Origin of the sequence: Micromonospora sp. NPDC047527 (assembly GCF_040643015.1) — a bacterium.
GTDB lineage: Bacteria > Actinomycetota > Actinomycetes > Mycobacteriales > Micromonosporaceae > Micromonospora.
Genome location: NZ_JBEYTK010000001.1, coordinates 1,133,560 through 1,152,919, shown reverse-complemented (window position 1 = coordinate 1,152,919; position 19,360 = coordinate 1,133,560). Strand labels below are relative to the sequence as shown.

Sequence of the window (19,360 nt, the reverse complement as noted above, 5' to 3'; positions counted from 1 at the left end):
GCTGCTGGAGGTGTGCGTGTACCGTCCGACTCTGGATCCTCTCGCCGACTCACTGGCGTTGAGTGCCCTCGTCGCCGGGCTGCCGATCATCACGCTGTTCCTGCTGCTCGGCGTCGTACGGGTACGGGCGTGGCTGGCTGCGCTCGGCGCGCTTTCCGTCGCACTACTGGTGTCCATCGTGGTCTACGCGATGCCGACCGGTCAGGCGCTGCTCACCGCGAGTCAAGGTGCCACGTTCGCGCTGTTCCCGCTCGTGTGGACGTTCGGCACCGCCATCTGGATCTACCGGATGACCGTGACGAGTGGGCACTTCGACGTGCTTCGGCGCTCGTTTGCCCGGGTCAGCGACGACCGGCAGGTGCAGGCCCTGGTGATCGCGTTCTGCTTCGGCTCACTGCTCGAAGGGCTGGCCGGGCAGGGCACTCCGGTCGCGATCACCACGGTGATGTTGTTGGCGCTGGGCTTCGGTCCGATGAAGGCGGCCACGGTGGCGCTGGTGGCCAACACCGTGCCGGCCGCATTCGGGCCGCTCGGCCTGCCGATCACCACGCTGGCCCGGGTCACCGACCTGCCGGCGGGCGACCTGGGCGCGATGGCCGGGCGTCAGGTACCGGTGATCGCGGTGTTCATTCCGCTGCTGCTGGTGGGCATGGTCGGCGGTCGCCGAGGGCTGCGCGGAACCTGGCACGTGGCAGTCGCCTGCGGCGGGTCGTTCGCGCTGGCGCAGTTCCTCACGTCGAACTACCTCTCGGTTGCCCTCGCCGACATCGTCGCGGGGCTGGTCAGCGCCGTGGTCGTGGCCGTGACCGCGCGGGCGTGGCCGCCCCGGCGCCACGAGGACCAGGTGACCGGTGGCGCGTCCGACGCCCCGCCGCAGGAAGGACCGGCAGGGCCCCGGCCGACGGCCGAATCGGGCGGGCCGGTTGGGTCGGTGAGCCAGCCGGACCGTGGGGTGGCCCTCGCCAGCCGCCCGGCGGTGGCGCCGAACCAGCCGGACGCCCCGGTGGAGGTCTGGCGGGCGTACGCCCCGTACCTGGTGATCGTGGCGATCTTCGGCCTGTCCCAGGTGCCCACGATCGCGGACGCGCTCAACGCGGTCACCGTGACCTTCGACTGGCCGGGACTGCATCTGCTGACCGTGGCCGGCACGCCGTCGTCGCTGCCGGTCTTCCGCTTCAACTGGCTCTCCTCGACCGGCACGCTGCTGGTGCTGGCTGGCCTGGTCACGATGGCGATCCTGCGCGTCACACCGCGCGCCGCACTCGTCGCGTACGGGCAGACGTTGGCGTCGCTGCGCTGGGCGATCCTCACCGTCTGCGGGCTGCTGGCGCTGGCGTTCGTGATGAACGGCAGCGGGCAGACCGCGACGCTGGGCACCTGGATGGCCGGTGCCGGCGGGCTGTTCGCGCTGCTCTCGCCGGTGCTTGGCTGGTTGGGTGTGGCGCTCACCGGCTCGGACACGTCGTCCAACTCGCTGTTCGGCGCACTCCAGGTCACCGCCGCGCAGCGCGCCGGCCTGGACCCGGTGCTGCTCGCCGCGGCCAACGCGTCCGGCGGCGTGGTCGGGAAGATGATCTCGTTGCAGAACCTGACGATCGCGGCGAGCGCGGTGGGACTGAGTGGCCGGGAGGGCGACCTGTTCCGCCGCATGTTCGGCTGGAGCGTGGTTCTGATCTCCGCGATGGCGTTGCTGGTCGGCCTACAGGCGACCCCGGTGTTGAGCTGGATGGTGCCCTAGCGGCCTCCTGACCACTTGTGCGAGGGGAGCGCTTCCGGCCGACCGCCGGTTGCGCTCCCCTCGTGGGTACGGCTTGGTGATGAGTTTTCGCGCCCGCACCCGTCACACCTACGGCGGGACACGACGAGTCGGAAGGATGACGTGATGAGTGCGGACAGCGGCTGGAGGCTCGACGGTCTCGGCCAGCCGGAGGACAGAGACGAACGCCGAGCGGTGGAACCGCTGGAAGCAACTGATCAGCGAGCAGGGAAGACCGCGGCACCCTGACGCCATCGCCGCGCTCCTCGCCGTGCTGTTTCTGTACCTCCGCGGCGCCCAAGAGAACACTTCCTACTCCTCTGAGTTCCGCGAGGACGTGCGGCGGCGGCGCGGCGTGAACACTGTCGCCGATGCGCCAGCTGTCAATCCGGACCGACCTGGGCAGAGATTCGATAATGCACATTATGTAAAGTTGGGGAATCTGGGCGTCCCCTCGATCGGGGTCAGGTGCTTCTCGATCAGGGCGACCCGCTCGTGGACCGGACCGACGGGTACGTCGACCAGTCGGTGCCCGTACGCCTCGTACACCCGTTCATGGACCTTCGCGAAGGCGAGCGACTCGGCGTAGCTGATCCGGCGCGCGGCCGTACGCGTGACGAAGCCCAGCGGCCCGATCAGGAACACCAGCCGCTGGTAGATCCCCTCGCGGGTGATCCGGTCCAGTTCGGCGGCGAGATGGGGCCCGACGTCCCGGCCCAGGTGGCGCGCCAGCGCGAGGGTGCACAACGGTGACCTGTCGTGGATCTGCGGGGCTCCGCGCGAATCGGCCATAATCGGCCATGATCCGGCGCCGGCGCCGGCGCCGGAGCCTGGCAACGGCGTCGACGAATCCGGGTTCCTGCCAGGGCTCGGCGCACCCCTGCGCCTGCCGGGCCTTGATGACGTCGGTGGCCGCCTCCCGGACCACCAGGTGTCCCCGTTGGCGTAGTGCGTCGATCAGGGTGGTCTTGCCGGCCCCCGGTGCTCCGGTGAGCACGTAACGCCTCCGCTCGGTCATGCCCGCTCCACTCTCCCCCCCTTCCAGGCAACGCGAAAATCATGCATAATATCCCTTATGCATGACAAAAAGGACGAATCGCTCGTTGTTTTGATCGAGGAGTTCCTGACCGCCCGGGCCACCCGCAAGCCCTCCCCCCACACCCTCGCGGCCTACCGGCGGGATCTGCGCGCGGTGGCCGCCCTGGTCGCCGAGGACGCCACCACTCCCCTCCCCCTCGACGCGCTGTTGATCACCGACCTCTCCCCCCGGGTGATGCGGGCGGCCTTCGCCCGGTTCGCCGCACCCCGGGCGCCCGCGTCGGTGCACCGGGCGTGGTCCACCTGGAACAGCTTCTTCACGTTCCTCGTGGCCGACGGGGTCGTGGCGGGCAACCCGATGCCGGCGGTGGGCCGCCCACGGGCGCTACTCCCCCAGCCGAAGCCGTTGCGTGGCGCGGACACTCCCGAGGTGCTGCTGGCCTCGGTGGCCCGTGACGAGGGCCGGCAGCGTGACCCGTGGCCGGAGCGGGACGTGGCGGTGCTTGCGGTGGCGCTGTGCGCCGGGCTGCGTCTGTCGGAGCTGCTGGCGCTGCGGGTCGGTTCGCTCGCCGGTCGGCCGGGTGAGCGGCGCATCGAGGTCGTCGGCAAGGGCGGGCGGCCTCGGGTGGTGCCGATCGAGGCGGATCTGGACCGGGTGCTGGTGGACTATCTGGACAGTCGGCGGCGGCGCTTCGGTTCGCGGTCGGTGCGCCCCGACTCGGTGTTGCTGGTGGACCGGCAGGGTGAGCCGCTGCGCCGTGGTGGGCTGCAGTATCTGGTGGAGTCGTGTTACCGGCGGGCGGGCATCGGTGACCGGGTGCCGCGTGGCGCGCGGTTGCACGCGTTGCGGCACACGTTCGCGACGCGGTTGGCCGAGGACGGGGCGAGCGCCGCGGAGATCATGCGGTTGTTGGGGCACGCGTCGTTGGCGTCGTCGCAGACGTACATCGAGGTGACGGCCGGGCAGCAGCGCGACGCGGTGCGGGCCAACCGGACCAACCGTGCGTTGGCGGCGCTCCTGCCGGCGGGCCGGCAGGATGCTGCGGCGCGGTGATCAGTGGGCCTTGTGGTCGGAGTCGTTGGCGGTGGTGGGCAGGGTGCCGAGGACCGCGTTGATGATGTGGATGCGGGTGTTGGTGGCCCGGTAGTCGGCGCAGACGGTGTCGGCGCGGTCGGCGAGGCGCACCGTGGGGGCGGCGCCGGTGACGGTGATGGTGGTGCCGTCGAGGGTGGTGGCGGTGCCGGCCTTGAGCAGGTCGTCGATCGAGTGGGTTCCCGCGATGAGGTGTGCCTTCAGCAGGGGGCGCAGTTGGTCGGTGTGTCGGACCATGAGGTCGTCCCAGTTGTCCTCGGAGAACTTCGCGGCGAAGGCGTCGTCGGACGGCGCGAGGACGGTGAGGCCGTCCGGTGGCAGTTCGGTGAGGACGCCGCTGGTGCGCAGGGCTGCCTCGAAGGTGGTGAGGGTGGGCATCCAGCGCAGCGCCTCGTTGACGGGTTGACCGGCGAGGAAGGTGGGGTTGCCGGGGTCGTCGGCGGCGGGCAGGGCGGCGCAGAGCGGGCCGGTGATCTCGGCTACCGCGACCGGGCGAGGGTCGGCGGGGGCGCCGCTGCACGCGGTGAGGGCGAGCAGCAGGGTGGGCACGAGCAGGCGGAGTCGCCGCGGTCGGATGCCGTTCGAGGTGGCGGGTTGCGACACGGCGTTCTCCATGGGTCTCGGGTCGATGGGTGTGCCGGCGGCGTGGGCTGACGCCCGCGCCGCCGGCACGGTGGTTCACCTAGCTGACGGTCACAGTGCCGCGCACTGGGCGTTGCGCGGGCCGTGCACGGTGTTGGCTACGCCGAGGTTGATCGGGGCGGAGCTGTTCGTGGTGCAGTTGAGCGGGCCGCGGATGATGTTGCCGGCCAGCAGGGGCACGTCGGCGCCGGTGGTGTTGCCGGTCAGGTTGACCGGGCCGGAGATGGCGACGTCGATGATGGAGATCGCGTTGGTGGTCTTCGTGAGCTGGACCGGGCCGTTGATGGTGCTGTCGGCGAGCATGACGCCGGCTGCGCCGGTGGCGGTGATCGGGCCGCTGATGGTGGTTCCGGTCGCGACGAGTGCCGCGCCGGCCTTGATGGTGACCGGGCCGTTGATGGTGGCGTCGGCGGCGCAGGTGAAGCCGGAGATGGTCAGTGGTCCGTTGCGGCGGCCGGTGAGGTTCGGGTAGATGCGCTCGCCGTCGACGAGCTTCTCGACGCCCTTGGTGTCCAGCAGCAGCGGGATGAGGCCGCGTTCGGGCTGGTTGAGGGGCACGTAGTAGCCGTCGGCGGTCTTGACGACCTTCCAGCCGTGTGACGCGATGCGCTGCGCGACGGTGGCGCCGACGCCGCCCGGGCCGTCGGTGCGTGCGCCGTTGTACTGCGCTTCGGTGAGCTTGTAGGCGCACGGCGCGTTGTCGAGGATGAGGTCGGCGCGGGGGGCGTCGAGCCCCGGCGGGCTGTCACCGGGGTGCGGGGCCGGGTAGGCGGGGATCGGTCGGGATCCGCGGAAGACGAGACGGCCGTTGTTGGCGGCCTGGCCCTCGATGCCCTCGGCGCGGGAGGCGAGGATCTCTGCCTTGTTGGCGCGCTGGTAGTCGAGGAACTGGTGGAACGTCCACAGCGCGGAGTAGGTCTTGCGGCGCCGGTTGTTGGCGGTGTTGCCCTCGTCGGGTCGGGTCTGCCCGCCGGAGCTGCGCAGCTCCAGCAGGGAGTTGGCGACGTTCTTGAGGCCGAGGGTGTTGCGCAGGATGGTTTCCTCGCTGTTGCCGACGGTGCTGCCGCCTTCGCAGCCGTAGGGGCAGGCCCACCAGCCGTCTTCGGCGCCCTTGGTGTACATGTGGCCTTCGATCATGTCCTGGGACTGGTCGAAGATGGACTGGGGCACGTTCTGGTGGCGGGGCGGCAGCATCGGCAGGTCGCCGGCGCGGGCGTTGCCGTACTCGTGGCCGTCGTAGCCGGCGACGGGCCGGTAGTCGCGGACCATCTTGATGTACGCGGCGGTCTCGGGCTGACGGATCAGCGAGTAGTCGCGGTTGAGGTCCTGGCCTGCGGAGTTGCCGCGGGTGTTGTTGGCCCGGCCGTCACCGTTGATGGTGGGGACGATCAGCACGTTGGTGCGGCTGAGCAGGTCGATGATCCGGGGGTCGGTGCTGAAGGCGAGTTGCCGGGCCATGATGAGGCAGGCTTCGCGGTCGCCGGGCTCGTTGCCGTGCACGTTGCAGTTGATGGCAACGGGTGCGGTGGCGGCGACGGTCTCCGGGGTGGCCGCCGGGGCGGGGTAGCCGATGACCATCATGTTGACGGGCCGGTTCTGCAGGGTGCGGCCGAGCTCGACGACGCGGACGCGGTCACTGAGGGCGTCGATGGCCTCGGTGTAGGCGTACTCGTTGACGTCGCTGGTGTACTGCGCGCCGCGGGTGGTCTCCCACTGGGTGCGCAGCTGCTGGCCGGGGGTGTCGGGGTTGCCCCAGGGCGCGGTGGTCGTGGCGACGACCGGCGCGGAGTAGGGCTGCTCGGTGGTGCCGGCGCGGGCACGGACTCGCCACTGGAACGTGTCCCCGGGGTTGAAACCGGCGTCGGCGAAGGTGGGTGCCTGCTGGTTGATCTGGCGGTTGGGTCGCCAGATGCCGACGATGGTCGGCGCGCCGGTGGCGTTGCCGTTGGCGTCGACGGCGGTGCGTTCGATCTGGTAGTCAGTCGCTCCCTCGACCGGCTGCCAGGCGAGGGTGGCGTACCCGTCGGCCTGGCGGACGGTGAGGTTGGCGACCTGGTTCGCTTCCGCGGCGCTGGCGGGGGTGGGGCTGATGGTCAGTGTTAATGCGATGACCGTGGATATGGCGATGATCGTGGATCGCTGGCGTCCCATGTGGCCTCCGACTAGTTGATCGTGGGCACGATTCGCTCAGCATGGTTGTCGGAGTACGTCGATGCAATGATCTTGAGGGAATCTTGCGACTTCCCGGGCCGAAGCGTCCGTTTTCAGCCGAGGTCGACCAGCAGCGGGCGGTGGTCGGAGATGGTGGACAGCGGCGCGGTCACGGCCCGTACCGGTGGGAGCTGGTCGAGGGCCTGCCGGTCGGCGAGGACGTGGTCGAGTTGCACGCGGGGCTGCCCTGCGGGGTAGGTGGGGCGGCGGCCCAGGGGGCGCCAGCCGGTAATGAGGCGGGCCGGGCCGGCGGGCAGGTTGAGGTCGCCGAGCAGGACGCGGGGGCCGGGCAGGGTGCGCAGCGCGCGGATGGTCCGGCGGAGTTGGTGGGCGTTCCAGCCGGGGACGAACGACAGGTGGGTCGCGGCGACGGTCAGCGGGCCGTGGGGGGTGTCCAGGATCGCGGCGAGGACGACGCGGGGTTCGTCGTGCAGCAGGATGAGGCCGCCGCCGGGGCCGGGGACGTAGACCGGGGATCGCACCGGCGCGGGTTTGAGTCGGGTGACGTGCCAACTGCGGACGGGGTGGCGGCTGATGAGGCCGATGCCGTAGCAGGGTTCGCCGTGCCCGTCGTCGTCGTGGCGCAGCGGGCGGAACTGTTCGCCGGGGGTGCCGACGACGGCGGCGGCGAAGCGGTGGTGGGGCGCGTCGAGGGCGCGGGCGGCGATGGCGGTGAGGTCGAGGTGCCCGCTGCGGCTCTGGTCGCGGTCGACTTCCTGTAGGGCGAGGACGTCAGCGTCGAGGGCGCGGACGGCGGCGGTGAGCCGGTCGGGGTCGACGAGCCCGTCGGTGAGGGATCGTCCGTGCAGCAGGTTGAAGGTGGCCAGGCGCACCCCTGCACCCTACGTCCCCGTGGCATGGTTGCCCGGTGGTGAAACTGCTGCTGTGTTCCGTGCTGGTCTTCGTGGCGGTCGGCGCGTTGGGGGTGTGGCTGCGGCGTCGGCGGGGTCGGTGACCAGGTGAGACTGGCCACTTGAGTGCCGGTCAGGCGCGGTGGGGTGGGCAGAATTGCCGGCCGTGGACGCCGTGACGCTGAGTACGCTGCTAGCCGCCGCCGCGATGGCCGGGTGGGTCGATGCCGTGGTGGGCGGTGGCGGGTTGCTGCTGCTGCCGGCGTTGCTGGTGGCGGCGCCGGGTTTGCCAGTGGCGACGGCGTTGGGCACCAACAAGTTGGCGGCGATCTTCGGTACGGCGACGGCGGCGGCGACGTACGCGCGGCGCACGAAGGTCGACTGGCGGGTGGCGGGTCCGGCGGCGGGGTTGGCGGTGCTCAGCGCGGGGGTGGGCGCGGCGTTGGCCGGGGCGGTGCCGGCGTCGGCGTACCGGCCGGTGGTGTTGGTGGTGCTGGTGTCGGTGGCGCTGTTCGTGCTGCTGCGTCCGCGGCTGGGGGTGGTGGCGCAGCCGGCGCGGCGTACCCCGGTGCGGGTGGCGGTGGTGATCGGCGTGGCCGGGGTCGGCATCGCCCTGTACGACGGGTTGATCGGCCCGGGTACGGGCACGTTCCTGGTGTTGGCGTTCACGGCGCTGGTGGGTGCGGACTTCGTGCACGGTTCGGCGATGGCGAAGGTGGTCAACGCGGGTACGAACCTGGGTGCGCTGGTGGTGTTCGGGGTGACCGGGCACGTGTGGTGGTTGCTGGGCGCGGCGATGGCGGTGTGCAACATCGCCGGGGCGGTGCTGGGCGCGCGGATGGCGTTGCGTCGTGGGTCGGGGTTCGTGCGGGTGGTCCTGCTGGTGGTCGTGGTGGCGTTGGTGGCGAAGTTGGGTCACGACCAGTGGGTGGCCCGCTGACGGCCCGGTAGGGGTCAGCGGCGGCGGCTGGGTGAGTCGAAGCGGCCGGCGCGGATCTCGCGCAGGGCGCGGCGGCGCACGTCGCCGCGCAGGGTGTCGACGTAGAGGGTGCCGCGCAGGTGGTCGGTCTCGTGTTGCAGGGCGCGGGCGAGGAAGCCGCTGCCGGTGATGCTCAGGGGTTCGCCGTGCTGGTCGACGCCGTGGGCGGTGGCGTGCAGCGCGCGTGTGGTCGGGAAGTACAGCCCGGGGATGGACAGGCAGCCCTCCTCGTCGTCCTGGAGTTCGTCGGACAGCTCCAGGGTGGGGTTGATGAGGTGGCCGCGGTGCCCGTCGGCGTCGTAGACGAACACCTGGGCGCTGACGCCGATCTGCGGGGCGGCGACGCCGGCGCGGCCGGGTGCGCCGAGCAGGGTGTCCATCAGGTCGGTGACCAGGCCGCGCAGGTCGGCGTCGAACGTGGTGACGGGTTCGGCCGGGGTGCGCAGGACGGGGTCGCCGATGATCCGGATGGGCCGCATGGTCATGCGGGTCAGCGTATCGCCGGTGGGGGTGGGTTCAGCGCCCGGCCAGGGTGGCGCGGATCGGGGCGGTCTTCGCGGCGGCTTCGGCGACTTCGGCGTGTGCGTCGCTGTCCCAGGTGATGCCGCCGCCGGCCCAGGTGTGCAGCTTCTCGCCGTCGGCGGCGGCGGTGCGGATGGTGAGGCCGAGGTCGATGCGGCCGGGGGCGACCCAGCCGAGGGCGCCCATGCTGGCGCCCCGGCCGACGGGTTCGAGGCGGGTGATCTGGGTGAGGGCGGCGCGTTTGGGCGCGCCGGTGACGGAGCCGCCGGGGCAGGTGGCGCGCAGCAGGTCGGCCAGGCCGAGGCCGTCGGCGGCGGAGGCGTGGACGGTCGACTCGGCCTGCCACAGGTCGCACCAGCGGCGTACGGCGAAGAGGTCGTCGACGGCGACGGTGCCGTTGCGGGCGATGCGGGCGAGGTCGTTGCGTTCCAGGTCGACGATCATGATGTGTTCGGCGCGTTCCTTGGCGCTGGCGAGCAGCTCGGCCCGGCCGGCGGGGGTTGCTGGGCGGGTGCCCTTGATGGGTCGGGTGGTCAGCGTGCCGTTGTGGACCTCGATGAGGGTTTCCGGTGAGGCGCAGCCGATGGCCCAGCCGTCGCCGGTGAGCACGCCGCCGTAGCGGGCGCCGGGGAGCGCGCCGAGGCGGCTCAGGGCGGGTAGCGGGTCGCCGGTGTAGCGGGCGGCGGCGTGTCCGACGAGGTTGGTCTGGTAGACGTCGCCGCGGCCGATGGCGGCGCGGACCGCGTCGACGGCGTCGGCGTGTTGGTCGGGGGTCCAGCTCTCGGTCCACTCGCCGAGCCACCACGGCGTCGGCGGCCCCCCGGTGGGGGTACGGGTCGGGCGGTGGTCGTAGACGACGACGGCGAGGTCGGGCAGGGCCGGTGCGGGCTCCGGGGCGGCGGGTGGGGCGCCGGCCAGGAGCGCGCCGGCGGCCGCGGACAGGTAGAGGGCGGCGCCGCAGAGCCGGGTGTCGGTGTCGTGGTGGTCGGGGGCGGGTCGGGTCAGGTCGTGCAGGGGCAGGCCGTGCGCGGCGAGGAATTCCTCGGCGAGGGCGGCGGGGTCGCCTCCGTCGGCGAGGCGCCAGTGCAGACGGGCGCGTTCGACGAGCGCGCCCCGGCAGCCGGCGGGCGCGGCGGGTACATCGACCAGCACCTCTGGGAGCGTTTCCACGCCGTATGGCCCGACCTTCCTCATCCGTTCAGTGGATTTCCCGTGTCCAAGACCGACACCTGCTCGGCGTTGGACACATTCGCTTGGTACTGTGCGTCACTGGTCATGTGAACCATGACACAGTGCCCCCACAGTCCGGAGAACCCGATGTGCCAGCACCAACCGACCTGCCCCTCCGCTGAAGCCACCGACCGGGAAGCCGCCCGGGTCCTCGCCTGCTTCCCTGAGCAGGGCTGGAGCCTGCTCTGCAACGGTGTCATCGTCTTCGAGGACACCGGCGAGTTGCTCCCCGACGGCAGCAGCATCGCCCCGCACCGCGGCCCCGCCCGACACGCCCTCGCGGCCTGACCGACCACCCAGCGTTACCGAATCGCCGCCGTCGACCCAGGCTAGTCCCCCGGTACGGGACGTCTGAGCCCAGGTCGGCGCGGTTGCCGGGGCGGCCACGCACCGCCCGCCCCGGCCCGCCGTTGTCAGTCCTCGAACGCCTCCGGTGACGGGCACGAGCAGACCAGGTTCCGGTCGCCGTACGCGCCGTCGACACGCCGCACCGGCGGCCAGTACTTGCCGGCCCGGTCCACCCCGGTTGGGTACGCGCCCACCGACCGCGGGTACGGGTGCGGCCACTCGTCACCGCTGACCATCGCCGCGGTGTGCGGCGCGTTCGCCAGGGGGTTGTCCCCCGCCGGCCACTGCCCCGACCCCACCTGGTCGATCTCCGCCCGGATCGCGATCATCGCGTCGCAGAACCGGTCCAGCTCGGCCAGGTCCTCGCTCTCGGTCGGCTCCACCATCAGCGTCCCCGCGACGGGGAACGACATCGTCGGCGCGTGGAAGCCGTAGTCGATGAGCCGCTTCGCCACGTCGTCCACGCTCACCCCGGTCTCCTTCGTCAACGGCCGCAGGTCGAGGATGCACTCGTGCGCCACCAGGCCCTTGTTGCCGGCGTACAGCACCGGGAAGTGCCCGCGCAGCCGCGCCGCCACGTAGTTCGCGGCCAGCACCGCCACGCCGGTCGCCCGGGTCAGGCCGGCCGCGCCCATCATCCGCAGGTACGCCCACGGGATCGGCAGGATCCCCGCCGACCCGTACTTCGCCGCCGAGATCGCCGGCGTCGCGTCGGCGTGCGCGCCCAGCGGGTCGCCGGGCAGGAACGGCGCCAGGTGGGAGCGCACCGCCACCGGACCCACGCCCGGGCCGCCGCCGCCGTGCGGGATGCAGAACGTCTTGTGCAGGTTGAGGTGCGACACGTCCGCGCCGAACCTGCCCGGCTTGGCGAACCCGACCAGCGCGTTGAGGTTCGCCCCGTCGACGTACACCTGCCCGCCGGCGTCGTGGACCTTCGCGCACAGCGACGCGATGCCCGTCTCGTACACCCCGTGCGTCGACGGGTACGTCACCATGATCCCGGCGAGCGCGTCGCGGTGCTTGTCGATCTTCGTGTCGAGGTCGACCAGGTCGATGTTGCCGTCGTCGTCGCAGGCCACCACGACGACCCGCATGCCGGCCATCACCGCCGACGCCGCGTTCGTGCCGTGCGCCGACGACGGGATGAGGCACACGTCGCGGTGCGACTCGCCCCGCGACGCGTGGTAGGAGCGGATGGCCAGCAGCCCGGCCAGCTCACCCTGCGACCCGGCGTTGGGTTGCACGCTCACCGCGTCGTAGCCGGTCACCTCGGCCAGCCACGACTCCAGTTGGCCGATCATCTCCCGGTACCCGACGGTCTGCGCGTCCGGCGCGAACGGGTGGATGTGCGCGAACTCCGCCCAGCTGACCGGCTCCATCTCGGTGGTCGCGTTCAGCTTCATCGTGCACGACCCGAGGGGGATCATGCCCCGGTCCAGGGCGTAGTCGAAGTCCGACAGCCGCCGCAGGTAGCGCAGCATCGCCGTCTCCGAGTGGTGGCTGCGGAACACCGGGTGGGTCAGGAAGTCGGTCGTGCGGCGAAGCTCGGCCGGCAGGGCCGCGTCGGTGTCGCCGTCGAACGCGGGCACACCGAACGCCGCCCACACCGCCTGAAGGTGCGCCACGGTGGTCGTCTCGTCGCAGGACATCCCCACCCGGTCGGCGTCGACCAGCCGCAGGTTGACGCCCCGCTGCGCGGCGTCCGCGACCACCCGCTGCGCCCGGCCGGGCACGGTCGCGGTGATCGTGTCGAAGAACGCGACGTCCGCGACGTCCACGCCGCCGGCGCGCAGCCCGGCCGCGAGCCGCGCCGCCATGGCGTGGGTACGCGTCGCGATGTCCCGCAGCCCGTCCGGGCCGTGGTAGACGGCGTACATGCCGGCCATCACCGCGAGCAGCACCTGCGCCGTGCAGATGTTGCTTGTCGCCTTCTCCCGCCGGATGTGCTGCTCACGGGTCTGCAACGCCAACCGGTACGCCGGGTTGCCGTCGGCGTCCCGCGACACCCCGACCAGCCGGCCCGGCAGCATCCGCTCCAGGCCCGAGCGCACCGCCAGGTAACCGGCGTGCGGCCCACCGAAGCCCATCGGTACGCCGAACCGCTGGGTGGTGCCGGCGGCGATGTCCACGCCGATCTGCCCCGGGGCGCGCAGCAGCGTCAACGCCAGCAGGTCCGCCGCGACCGTCACCAACGCGCCGACGGCGTGTGCCGCCTCGACGAGGGCCGCGTGGTCGCGGATCGCCCCGGACGCGCCCGGGTACTGCAGGTGCAGGCCGAAGAACTCCGCCGGCAGTTCGTCACGGTCGACGTCGACGACCCGCACCTCGATGCCCAGCGGCTCCGCCCGGCTGCTGATCACCGCGATGGTCTGCGGCAGCGTGTCGGCGTCGACGACGTACACCCGGCTCTTGCTCTTGGAGGCCCGGCGGGCCAGGGTCATCGCCTCCGCCGCGGCGGTGCCCTCGTCGAGCATGGAGGCGTTCGCGGTGGCCAGGCCGGTCAGGTCGGTGACCATCGTCTGGAAGTTCAGCAGCGCCTCCAGGCGGCCCTGGCTGATCTCCGGCTGGTACGGCGTGTACGCCGTGTACCAGGCCGGGTCCTCGAGGACGTTGCGGCGGATCACCGCCGGGGTGTGCGTGCCGTGGTAGCCGAGGCCGATCATCGACACGGCGACGGTATTGCGCGCCGCCAGGGCCCGCAGCTCGGCGATCGCCTCGGCCTCGGTGGCGGCCTCCGGCAGGTCGAGGGTGCCGTGCCAGCGGATCACCTCGGGGATCGCGGCGTCCATCAGCTCGTCGATCGAGCCGTGCCCGACGACCTCCAACATGCGGCGCTCATCGTCCGGTCCGGGACCGATGTGACGGGTGGCGAACTGCTCTACGGTCATCAGGGGCACTCCCGGGCGAGGTCGACGTGTCGGCCTCCCCCTCTGTCGCACCCCAAAAGAGCGCTCCACAGTGCCTGCCCACGAGGTCCTTTTGCCTGAGAGGTTCCGGGGAGGATTTGCCCCTTCGGCGCCGCCCCGGATGCTGTCGGGCGGTCTCTCCCACGTGGGTGTTACCGGCATGGTCAACGCTACCAGCGTCGGTGTTACCGGCAGATGTCCTACCCCCGCGCCGTCACACCCGCAGCCCGCCGGCCACCCGGTCGGCCAGCGCGGGCAGCACCTCACCCAACGGCGCGTCGACGCACACGGTGGCGTGCCCGTCACCCCGGGTCGGCCCCTGGTTGACGATCGCCACCGGAATGCCGCCTTTCGCCGCGCGAATCACGAACCGGCGGCCCGACATCACCGTCAACGACGACCCGAGCACCACCAACGCCCGGGCCTGCTCCACCAGGGCGAAACACCGCGCCACCCGCTGCGGCGGCACCGTCTCGCCGAAGAACACCACGTCCGGTTTCAGCATCCCCGTCCCGCAGATCCCGCAGTCCACCGGCCGGAACCCCACCACCTGCTCGTCGGGGAGATCCACATCACCGTCCGGGTTGACCGCGGCGACCCGGGCCACGAAGTCCGGGTTGGCCTCGCGCAGCCGCCGGTCCACCTCCTCCCGGGAGGTCAGGTTGCCGCAGTCCAGGCAGGTCACCTCGTCGAGGCGGCCGTGCAACTCGACCACCGATCCGCTGCCGGCCGCGCCGTGCAACCCGTCGACGTTCTGGGTGATCACCGCGTCGACCAGGCCGGCGCGTTGCAGCCGCGCCACCGCCCGATGCCCGGCGTTCGGCGCGGCCCGCGCGATCAACCGCCACCCCAGGTGACTGCGCGCCCAGTACCGCCGCCGCGCGAGGGGATCACCGGTGAACGCCTGGAACGTCATCGGGGTGTGCCGGCGGGCCACCCCGCTGGGCCCCCGGTAATCCGGGATGCCGGACTCGGTGGACAGGCCCGCGCCGCTGAGCACCACCACCCGCCCGCCGGCCAGCAGCGACGCCAACACCTCCAGGCTCTCCGTCACCCCTTCATGCTGCCTCAGCGCACCCGCCGACGGCGAACCCCGGTCCGGCGCTCCTGCCCTCCTTGGCGCCGGTCGCGGCGCGCGACGGGCCCGGGCCGCCTGGTGCCGGTAGGTTGAGCGGATGCGCGTCGTCATCGCCGGAGGCCACGGCAAGATCGCCCGTCTGCTGGAGCATCACCTCGCCGAGCGCGGCGACACCGCCGTCGGCCTCATCCGCAACCCCGACCAGGCGCCCGCGCTGCGCGCCGCCGGCGCCACCCCGGTCGTCTGCGACCTCGAACACGCCGACGTCACCGAACTCGCCGGGCACCTCGACGGCGCCGACGCGGTGATCTTCGCCGCTGGCGCCGGTCCCGGCAGCGGCGTCGCCCGCAAGGACACCGTCGACCGGGCCGCCGCCGCGCTGCTCGCCGACGCCGCCACCCGCGCTGGCGTCCACCGCTACCTGCTGGTCTCCTCGATGGGCGTGGACGACCCACCCGCCGACGGCACCGACGACGTGTGGGCGGCGTACCTGCGGGCCAAGCGAGCCGCCGAGGACGACCTACGTGCCCGTGACCTGGCCTGGACGGTGCTCCGCCCCGGCCGGCTCACCGACGACGCGCCCACCGGACGCGTCACCCTCACCCGGCACGCCGGCCGTGGCGCGATCAGCCGCGCCGACGTCGCCCACGTCCTCGCCGCGCTCCTCGACACGCCCCACACCGCCGGCGCGACCCTGGAACTCGTCGGCGGCTCGACGCCGATCACCGACGCCGTCCACGCCGCCCGCGCCTGAGCGGGCCGCCCCGGGTGGGGGCCGCTCGCGGCGGACCCCACCCGGGAAGCAATCACCGCTGGTGGTGACGCGGCAGCGCCGCCTGCCCCGACGCACCGCCCACGAACGGCGCCCCCGGCGTCTGGCTCGCGATCCGGTCCATCGTGCGCGCCAACTGCTCACTGCCGTCGTCGAGATGCCGTGCCGCCGCCTGCATGTGCGACACCATCATCTCCCCGAAGATCCGCAGCGCCTCCCGGGTCGCCACCGTGTCGTCGAAGCTCGACCCGGCCGACGCGCGGTACTCCGTCACCGCCCGCTCGGCCTCCTGCTTCGCCTCCTCCGCCGCGGCCCGCATGTAACTCTCGTACTGCACCCGGGCGTACTCGGCGACCCGCCGCGCGTAGTCGTGCGCCTGAGCGATGATCTGCTCCGCCTCGCGCTGCGCCGCCGAGAGCAGATTCACCTCCTTGGCCGCCGGCGTCTTCGCCGCCGCATCCGCGCTCGGGATCACCCCGTGCCGGTGCAACTCCACCCGGTCGGTGAGGCGCTCATTCTCCGCCCGCAGATTAGCGATCTGCGTCGCCATCAGATCGAGTTCGTCGGCGACCTGCACCCGGAACCGGTCCACGTCGGCGCTGTCGTAGCCACGCCGCGTGAACGGCGCCGCTCCGAACTCCCACCGCCGGACCCGGTCGGCCGTCATCCGCACCTGCACACCACCGGAAACCTGCACACCGTCGTACCGGCTGATCGGGGTCGCGCTCACTGCTCACCCCTTTCGTTTGACTGCTGCTGCACCGACGTACGCCAGGACGCGCCGTACCACTGCGCACCCAGGCCCTCGTGGTGCACCTGACCCGCGTGATAGCCCGCCCGGGCCAACGCCTGCACCGAATGCGACACCATCTCGTCGGACCCGCACACGTACACGTGCCGCGAGCGCCAGTCACCATCACCCAGCGCCCGATCCACCGCGTGCACGAACTCCCCTGGCCGGGTCACGTCCGCACCCTCCACGTACGTCACCGTCAACCACGGACACGACGACGCCAACTTGTCGATCGCGTCGCTGTCGTAGAACTCGCTGCGCGAACGGGCACCCACATACAGGTCCACCCGGCGGCGGGAACCCTCCGCGGCGACCTGCTCCACCAACGCCTTCACCGGCGCCCAGCCGGTGCCCGCCGCCAGCAGCAACAGATCACTGGAACCAGCCGACCACAACGCCAGCCGCTCCCCCACCGGCGCGGCCAGATGCACGACGTCACCCACCGCCGAGCCGTACACCAACCGCGACGACACCGCGCCACCCGGCGCGGCCCGCACGTGCAACTCCAACGTGCCGTCCGCCCGCGGCGCGTTCGCCGGCGAGTAGTACCGCCACGACCGCACCGACGGATGCGACACCCCGATCGACTGACCCGGGATGAACGGCAACAGGTACTGCGGGCGCACCGTCAACACCGCCACGTCGAACGCACGCCGCTCATGGGCCACGATCTCCGCCACCCACCACGGCGGGTTCACCGCCTCCGCGGCCTGCGCCGCCTCCGTCATCACCTGCGCGATCAGCCCGTACGCCGCCGCCCAGTCCTGGGCCAGCTCATCGGTCCACTGCTCCGCCAGGAAATGCTGCAACGTCGCCAGCAGCGCCTCACCGACCGCCGGGTAGTGCTCCGCGCGTACCGCGAACTTGCGGTGGTCCGCGCCGAGATCCTGCAGGTAACCCACCACCCGGTCCACCTGGTCCACATGCGACACGATGTGCCCCAGCGCGGTCACCAGGCGGTCCCGCTGACCGGCCATGTTCGTGGGGAACATCTGCCGCGTCTCGGGATGGGCCAGGAACAACGTCGAATAGAAATAGAGCGGCACCTGGTCGCCGTGCGCGGCGACCAGCGACCAACTCTGCTTGAGTCGGGACGCGTCCACGCTCAGGCGCCCGGACGCGTCCCGGTGGCCACCACCTGGTCCTGCACCTGCGCCAGCACCGCCTGCACATCGGTCAGGATGTCCGCCGGCACACCCAACTCGGTCAGCGCCGCGCTCAGGTGCCCACCCACCTTGGCGTAGTGCTCCAGCGTGATGCCCATCGGCTGGTGGGCCTCGGCCAACCCGCGGCCGGCGTACTCGTTCGGGCCGCCCAACACCACCGCCAACATCAGGGCGAGGTGCCGACGCTGACCCACCATGTCCACAGTGGCGAAGTAGTCAGCCAGGTCGGGATCGGCGAGCACCTTGTCGTAGAACAGCTCCACGGCCGCCTTCACCGCGTTCGCACCGCCGATGCGGTCGTAGTGCGAGACGGGAGCGGTCTCCTGGGTAACCGTCACGGTCGTTCCTTCCAGGGTGAGAAATCGCGCCGGGCAGCGCGGAGGGGCATCGGCCCATCGGAGCGGCCCCGCTAGTCACGACGTCGCGCCAATTGGCCGTTCGGACCATAGCGTGCCGCCGACCAGCGGTCAGGCCCCCCCTATCCAATTCTCACCAGAGCACACACACAGAGTCACCAAAGGTGGGCTCATGCTCCACAAACGGCAACCGCGCAACCACCCACGGCATCCACTGTGGAATCAACCGCCCAGGGAACCACCACCCGGGCCTCCCGGCCTGACTTACCGCCACCAGCCGGTCACGCGAAACCCCGTGAACTCAGCCCGCGCGACGCCGCGCCCGCCGCGCCGCCAACTCGTCGCCCACCGGATCCACATCCGACGCCACCGCCGGCTCCACCGGACCGCTCACCGCCGGCTCCGCCGGCAGATGCGACAACGACCCCTGGATCTCCTTGAAAGCTCCACCGATCGCGATGCCGAACACGCCCTGGCCACCCTGCAACAGGTCAACCACCTCCTCCGGAGACCGGCACTCGTACACCGTCGTCCCATCAGAGATCAGCGTGATCCCGGCCAGATCCTCCACGCCACGCGACCGCAACGCCTCAATCGCCTTACGGATGTTCTGTAGGGACACACCCGCGTCCAACAACCGCTTCACGACCTTCAACACCACCAGGTCGCGGAACGAGTACAACCGCTGCGTCCCCGAACCCGACGCGTCCCGCACGCTCGGCACCACCAGCGTCGTACGCGCCCAGTAATCCAACTGCCGATAACTGATGCCCACCGCGTGACATGCCGTCACACCTCGGTAGCCCACCGAACCGTCACTCTCAGTTGCCGCGCCGGGCGACGACGCGCCCGGCTCGCTCAACTGTGTACCCGGATCGGAATCCTGCGGTTCGTGCATCCGGACAACCTCCCCGTCAGTGCGGCGACGCGTCGTTTCCGGGACGCGCACCCCTCGACACGGCAACCCTATCGCCACGCTCAGGGGTTACCGCGGAGGAACCGGCACGACACGCCGCGCAGCCACCGAGAAAGATCACCAACCGCCCGGGGCATCACCCACAGTGACAGCCACCCGGAACCGAGCCCGTCAGCCCGCGAAATCCTCCGGACGCACCTGCTCCAGGAACTCGCGGAACTTCTCCACCTCGTCCTCCTGCTCGTCAGGGATAACGATCCCCGCCTCGCTGAGGACCTGCTCCGCACAACGAATCGGCGCACCAACCCGCAACGCCAACGCGATCGAATCGCTCGGCCGCGCCGACACCCGCACCCCATCGCCGATCAACAGATCCGCGTAGAACACGTTCTCCTTGAGCTCGGTGATCTCCACCGCCTGCAACGGCGCCTTCAACGCCGCCAACACGTCCCGCAGAAGATCATGCGTCAACGGACGGGCCGGCTTGACCCCCTGCTGCTCATAAGCGATAGCCGTGGCCTCGACCGCGCCGATCCAGATCGGCAGATAGCGGTCGCCCTCGACCTCCCTGAGCAGGACGATCGGCTGGTTGCTGGGCAGCTCCACCCGAACTCCGACCACGCTCAGCTCGCGCACCGCCGCCTCCGTGTCGTTGTCACCTACGCCGCACCGCGCCGTTCCCTGCACGGTACACGGACCGCGA

18 protein-coding genes, 1 pseudogene and 1 riboswitch are annotated in these 19,360 nt (G+C 71.5%); of the genes and pseudogenes, 5 read left to right on the top strand and 14 right to left on the bottom strand.

Annotated elements, in window-relative coordinates:
* The first annotated feature begins 16 nt into the window (after positions 1-16).
* On the top strand, positions 17-1,738 hold the full coding sequence (locus ABZ808_RS04950; protein WP_357001005.1) for an L-lactate permease: 1,722 nt from the start codon (positions 17-19) through the stop codon (positions 1,736-1,738).
* Between the two features lie 441 nt (positions 1,739-2,179).
* On the opposite strand, the gene ABZ808_RS04945 is transcribed toward ABZ808_RS04950, so the two are convergent.
* Positions 2,180-2,548: an AAA family ATPase gene (locus ABZ808_RS04945; RefSeq protein WP_357001003.1), complete on the bottom strand. Its 369-nt coding sequence runs from the start codon at positions 2,546-2,548 to the stop codon at positions 2,180-2,182.
* Positions 2,549-2,627: 79 nt separating this feature from the next.
* Positions 2,628-2,774: pseudogene (locus tag ABZ808_RS04940) on the bottom strand (AAA family ATPase); the annotation flags it as partial.
* A gap of 57 nt (positions 2,775-2,831) precedes the next feature.
* Here ABZ808_RS04940 and ABZ808_RS04935 point away from each other — a divergent pair.
* Positions 2,832-3,848 carry a tyrosine-type recombinase/integrase gene (locus tag ABZ808_RS04935; protein WP_357001001.1) on the top strand — a complete coding sequence of 339 codons (1,017 nt, stop codon included), beginning with the start codon at positions 2,832-2,834 and terminating at the stop codon, positions 3,846-3,848.
* Here the strand turns inward: ABZ808_RS04935 and ABZ808_RS04930 are convergent, their stop codons facing one another.
* The 3 genes from ABZ808_RS04930 to ABZ808_RS04920 all read right to left on the bottom strand — a co-directional run bounded on the left by ABZ808_RS04930 (position 3,849) and on the right by ABZ808_RS04920 (position 7,573).
* Positions 3,849-4,490 carry a fasciclin domain-containing protein gene (locus ABZ808_RS04930; RefSeq protein WP_357000998.1) on the bottom strand — a complete coding sequence of 214 codons (642 nt, stop codon included), beginning with the start codon at positions 4,488-4,490 and terminating at the stop codon, positions 3,849-3,851.
* A gap of 90 nt (positions 4,491-4,580) precedes the next feature.
* On the bottom strand, positions 4,581-6,680 hold the full coding sequence (locus ABZ808_RS04925) for a M14 family zinc carboxypeptidase (RefSeq protein WP_357000995.1): 2,100 nt from the start codon (positions 6,678-6,680) through the stop codon (positions 4,581-4,583).
* A 113-nt stretch (positions 6,681-6,793) separates the two neighbouring features.
* On the bottom strand, positions 6,794-7,573 hold the full coding sequence (locus ABZ808_RS04920; protein ID WP_357000993.1) for an endonuclease/exonuclease/phosphatase family protein: 780 nt from the start codon (positions 7,571-7,573) through the stop codon (positions 6,794-6,796).
* Between the two features lie 184 nt (positions 7,574-7,757).
* On the opposite strand from ABZ808_RS04920, the gene ABZ808_RS04915 reads away from it, so the two are divergent.
* A complete protein-coding gene (locus tag ABZ808_RS04915; RefSeq protein WP_357000990.1) occupies positions 7,758-8,531 on the top strand; it encodes a TSUP family transporter in 774 nt (257 codons plus the stop codon).
* Between the two features lie 14 nt (positions 8,532-8,545).
* On the opposite strand, the gene def is transcribed toward ABZ808_RS04915, so the two are convergent.
* Positions 8,546-9,055: a peptide deformylase gene (gene def / locus ABZ808_RS04910; RefSeq protein WP_357000988.1), complete on the bottom strand. Its 510-nt coding sequence runs from the start codon at positions 9,053-9,055 to the stop codon at positions 8,546-8,548.
* Between the two features lie 31 nt (positions 9,056-9,086).
* The gene (locus ABZ808_RS04905; RefSeq protein ID WP_357000985.1) at positions 9,087-10,286 is read right to left on the bottom strand and encodes a chorismate-binding protein; all 1,200 of its coding nucleotides are present in this window, start codon (positions 10,284-10,286) and stop codon (positions 9,087-9,089) included.
* A gap of 123 nt (positions 10,287-10,409) precedes the next feature.
* On the opposite strand from ABZ808_RS04905, the gene ABZ808_RS04900 reads away from it, so the two are divergent.
* The gene (locus ABZ808_RS04900; protein WP_357000983.1) at positions 10,410-10,610 is read left to right on the top strand and encodes a DUF5999 family protein; all 201 of its coding nucleotides are present in this window, start codon (positions 10,410-10,412) and stop codon (positions 10,608-10,610) included.
* Between the two features lie 125 nt (positions 10,611-10,735).
* Here ABZ808_RS04900 and gcvP read toward each other — a convergent pair whose 3' ends face one another.
* Both gcvP and ABZ808_RS04890 read right to left on the bottom strand, forming a co-directional pair.
* Positions 10,736-13,558: an aminomethyl-transferring glycine dehydrogenase gene (gene gcvP / locus ABZ808_RS04895; protein WP_357000981.1), complete on the bottom strand. Its 2,823-nt coding sequence runs from the start codon at positions 13,556-13,558 to the stop codon at positions 10,736-10,738.
* A 73-nt stretch (positions 13,559-13,631) separates the two neighbouring features.
* Positions 13,632-13,730, bottom strand: a riboswitch (glycine riboswitch).
* 60 nt (positions 13,731-13,790) lie between these two features.
* Complete coding sequence (locus ABZ808_RS04890) at positions 13,791-14,630, bottom strand: NAD-dependent protein deacetylase (RefSeq protein WP_357000979.1); 840 nt, start codon at positions 14,628-14,630, stop codon at positions 13,791-13,793.
* Between the two features lie 121 nt (positions 14,631-14,751).
* On the opposite strand from ABZ808_RS04890, the gene ABZ808_RS04885 reads away from it, so the two are divergent.
* Entirely contained in the window at positions 14,752-15,408 is a 657-nt protein-coding gene (locus ABZ808_RS04885; RefSeq protein WP_357000977.1) for an SDR family oxidoreductase, read from the top strand.
* Between the two features lie 52 nt (positions 15,409-15,460).
* Here ABZ808_RS04885 and ABZ808_RS04880 read toward each other — a convergent pair whose 3' ends face one another.
* From ABZ808_RS04880 to ABZ808_RS04860, 5 genes are all read right to left on the bottom strand, one after another.
* Complete coding sequence (locus ABZ808_RS04880) at positions 15,461-16,156, bottom strand: cell division protein DivIVA (RefSeq protein ID WP_357000974.1); 696 nt, start codon at positions 16,154-16,156, stop codon at positions 15,461-15,463.
* The gene (locus ABZ808_RS04875; protein ID WP_357000971.1) at positions 16,153-17,322 is read right to left on the bottom strand and encodes a globin domain-containing protein; all 1,170 of its coding nucleotides are present in this window, start codon (positions 17,320-17,322) and stop codon (positions 16,153-16,155) included. Before ABZ808_RS04875 ends, ABZ808_RS04880 begins: the two co-directional genes overlap by 4 nt.
* Before the next feature lie 2 nt (positions 17,323-17,324).
* Positions 17,325-17,723 (bottom strand): group 1 truncated hemoglobin, encoded by a 399-nt coding sequence (locus ABZ808_RS04870; RefSeq protein WP_357000969.1) that lies wholly within the window; start codon positions 17,721-17,723, stop codon positions 17,325-17,327.
* A gap of 319 nt (positions 17,724-18,042) precedes the next feature.
* Positions 18,043-18,639 carry a MerR family transcriptional regulator gene (locus ABZ808_RS04865; protein WP_357000967.1) on the bottom strand — a complete coding sequence of 199 codons (597 nt, stop codon included), beginning with the start codon at positions 18,637-18,639 and terminating at the stop codon, positions 18,043-18,045.
* 189 nt (positions 18,640-18,828) lie between these two features.
* Positions 18,829-19,293: a bifunctional nuclease family protein gene (locus tag ABZ808_RS04860; RefSeq protein ID WP_030327706.1), complete on the bottom strand. Its 465-nt coding sequence runs from the start codon at positions 19,291-19,293 to the stop codon at positions 18,829-18,831.
* Between the last annotated feature and the right edge of the window lie 67 nt (positions 19,294-19,360).

What these genes read in the sequence shown, in the direction of transcription:
- ABZ808_RS04945 (WP_357001003.1), bottom strand. Translation starts at nt 2,548, where the DNA reads ATGGCCGATTCGCGCGGAGCCCCGCAGATCCACGACAGGTCACCGTTG.
- ABZ808_RS04935 (WP_357001001.1), top strand. Translation starts at nt 2,832, where the DNA reads ATGCATGACAAAAAGGACGAATCGCTCGTTGTTTTGATCGAGGAGTTC.
- ABZ808_RS04925 (WP_357000995.1), bottom strand. Translation starts at nt 6,680, where the DNA reads ATGGGACGCCAGCGATCCACGATCATCGCCATATCCACGGTCATCGCA.
- def (WP_357000988.1), bottom strand. Translation starts at nt 9,055, where the DNA reads ATGACCATGCGGCCCATCCGGATCATCGGCGACCCCGTCCTGCGCACC.
- ABZ808_RS04905 (WP_357000985.1), bottom strand. Translation starts at nt 10,286, where the DNA reads ATGAGGAAGGTCGGGCCATACGGCGTGGAAACGCTCCCAGAGGTGCTG.
- ABZ808_RS04900 (WP_357000983.1), top strand. Translation starts at nt 10,410, where the DNA reads ATGTGCCAGCACCAACCGACCTGCCCCTCCGCTGAAGCCACCGACCGG.
- gcvP (WP_357000981.1), bottom strand. Translation starts at nt 13,558, where the DNA reads ATGACCGTAGAGCAGTTCGCCACCCGTCACATCGGTCCCGGACCGGAC.
- ABZ808_RS04885 (WP_357000977.1), top strand. Translation starts at nt 14,752, where the DNA reads ATGCGCGTCGTCATCGCCGGAGGCCACGGCAAGATCGCCCGTCTGCTG.
- ABZ808_RS04865 (WP_357000967.1), bottom strand. Translation starts at nt 18,639, where the DNA reads ATGCACGAACCGCAGGATTCCGATCCGGGTACACAGTTGAGCGAGCCG.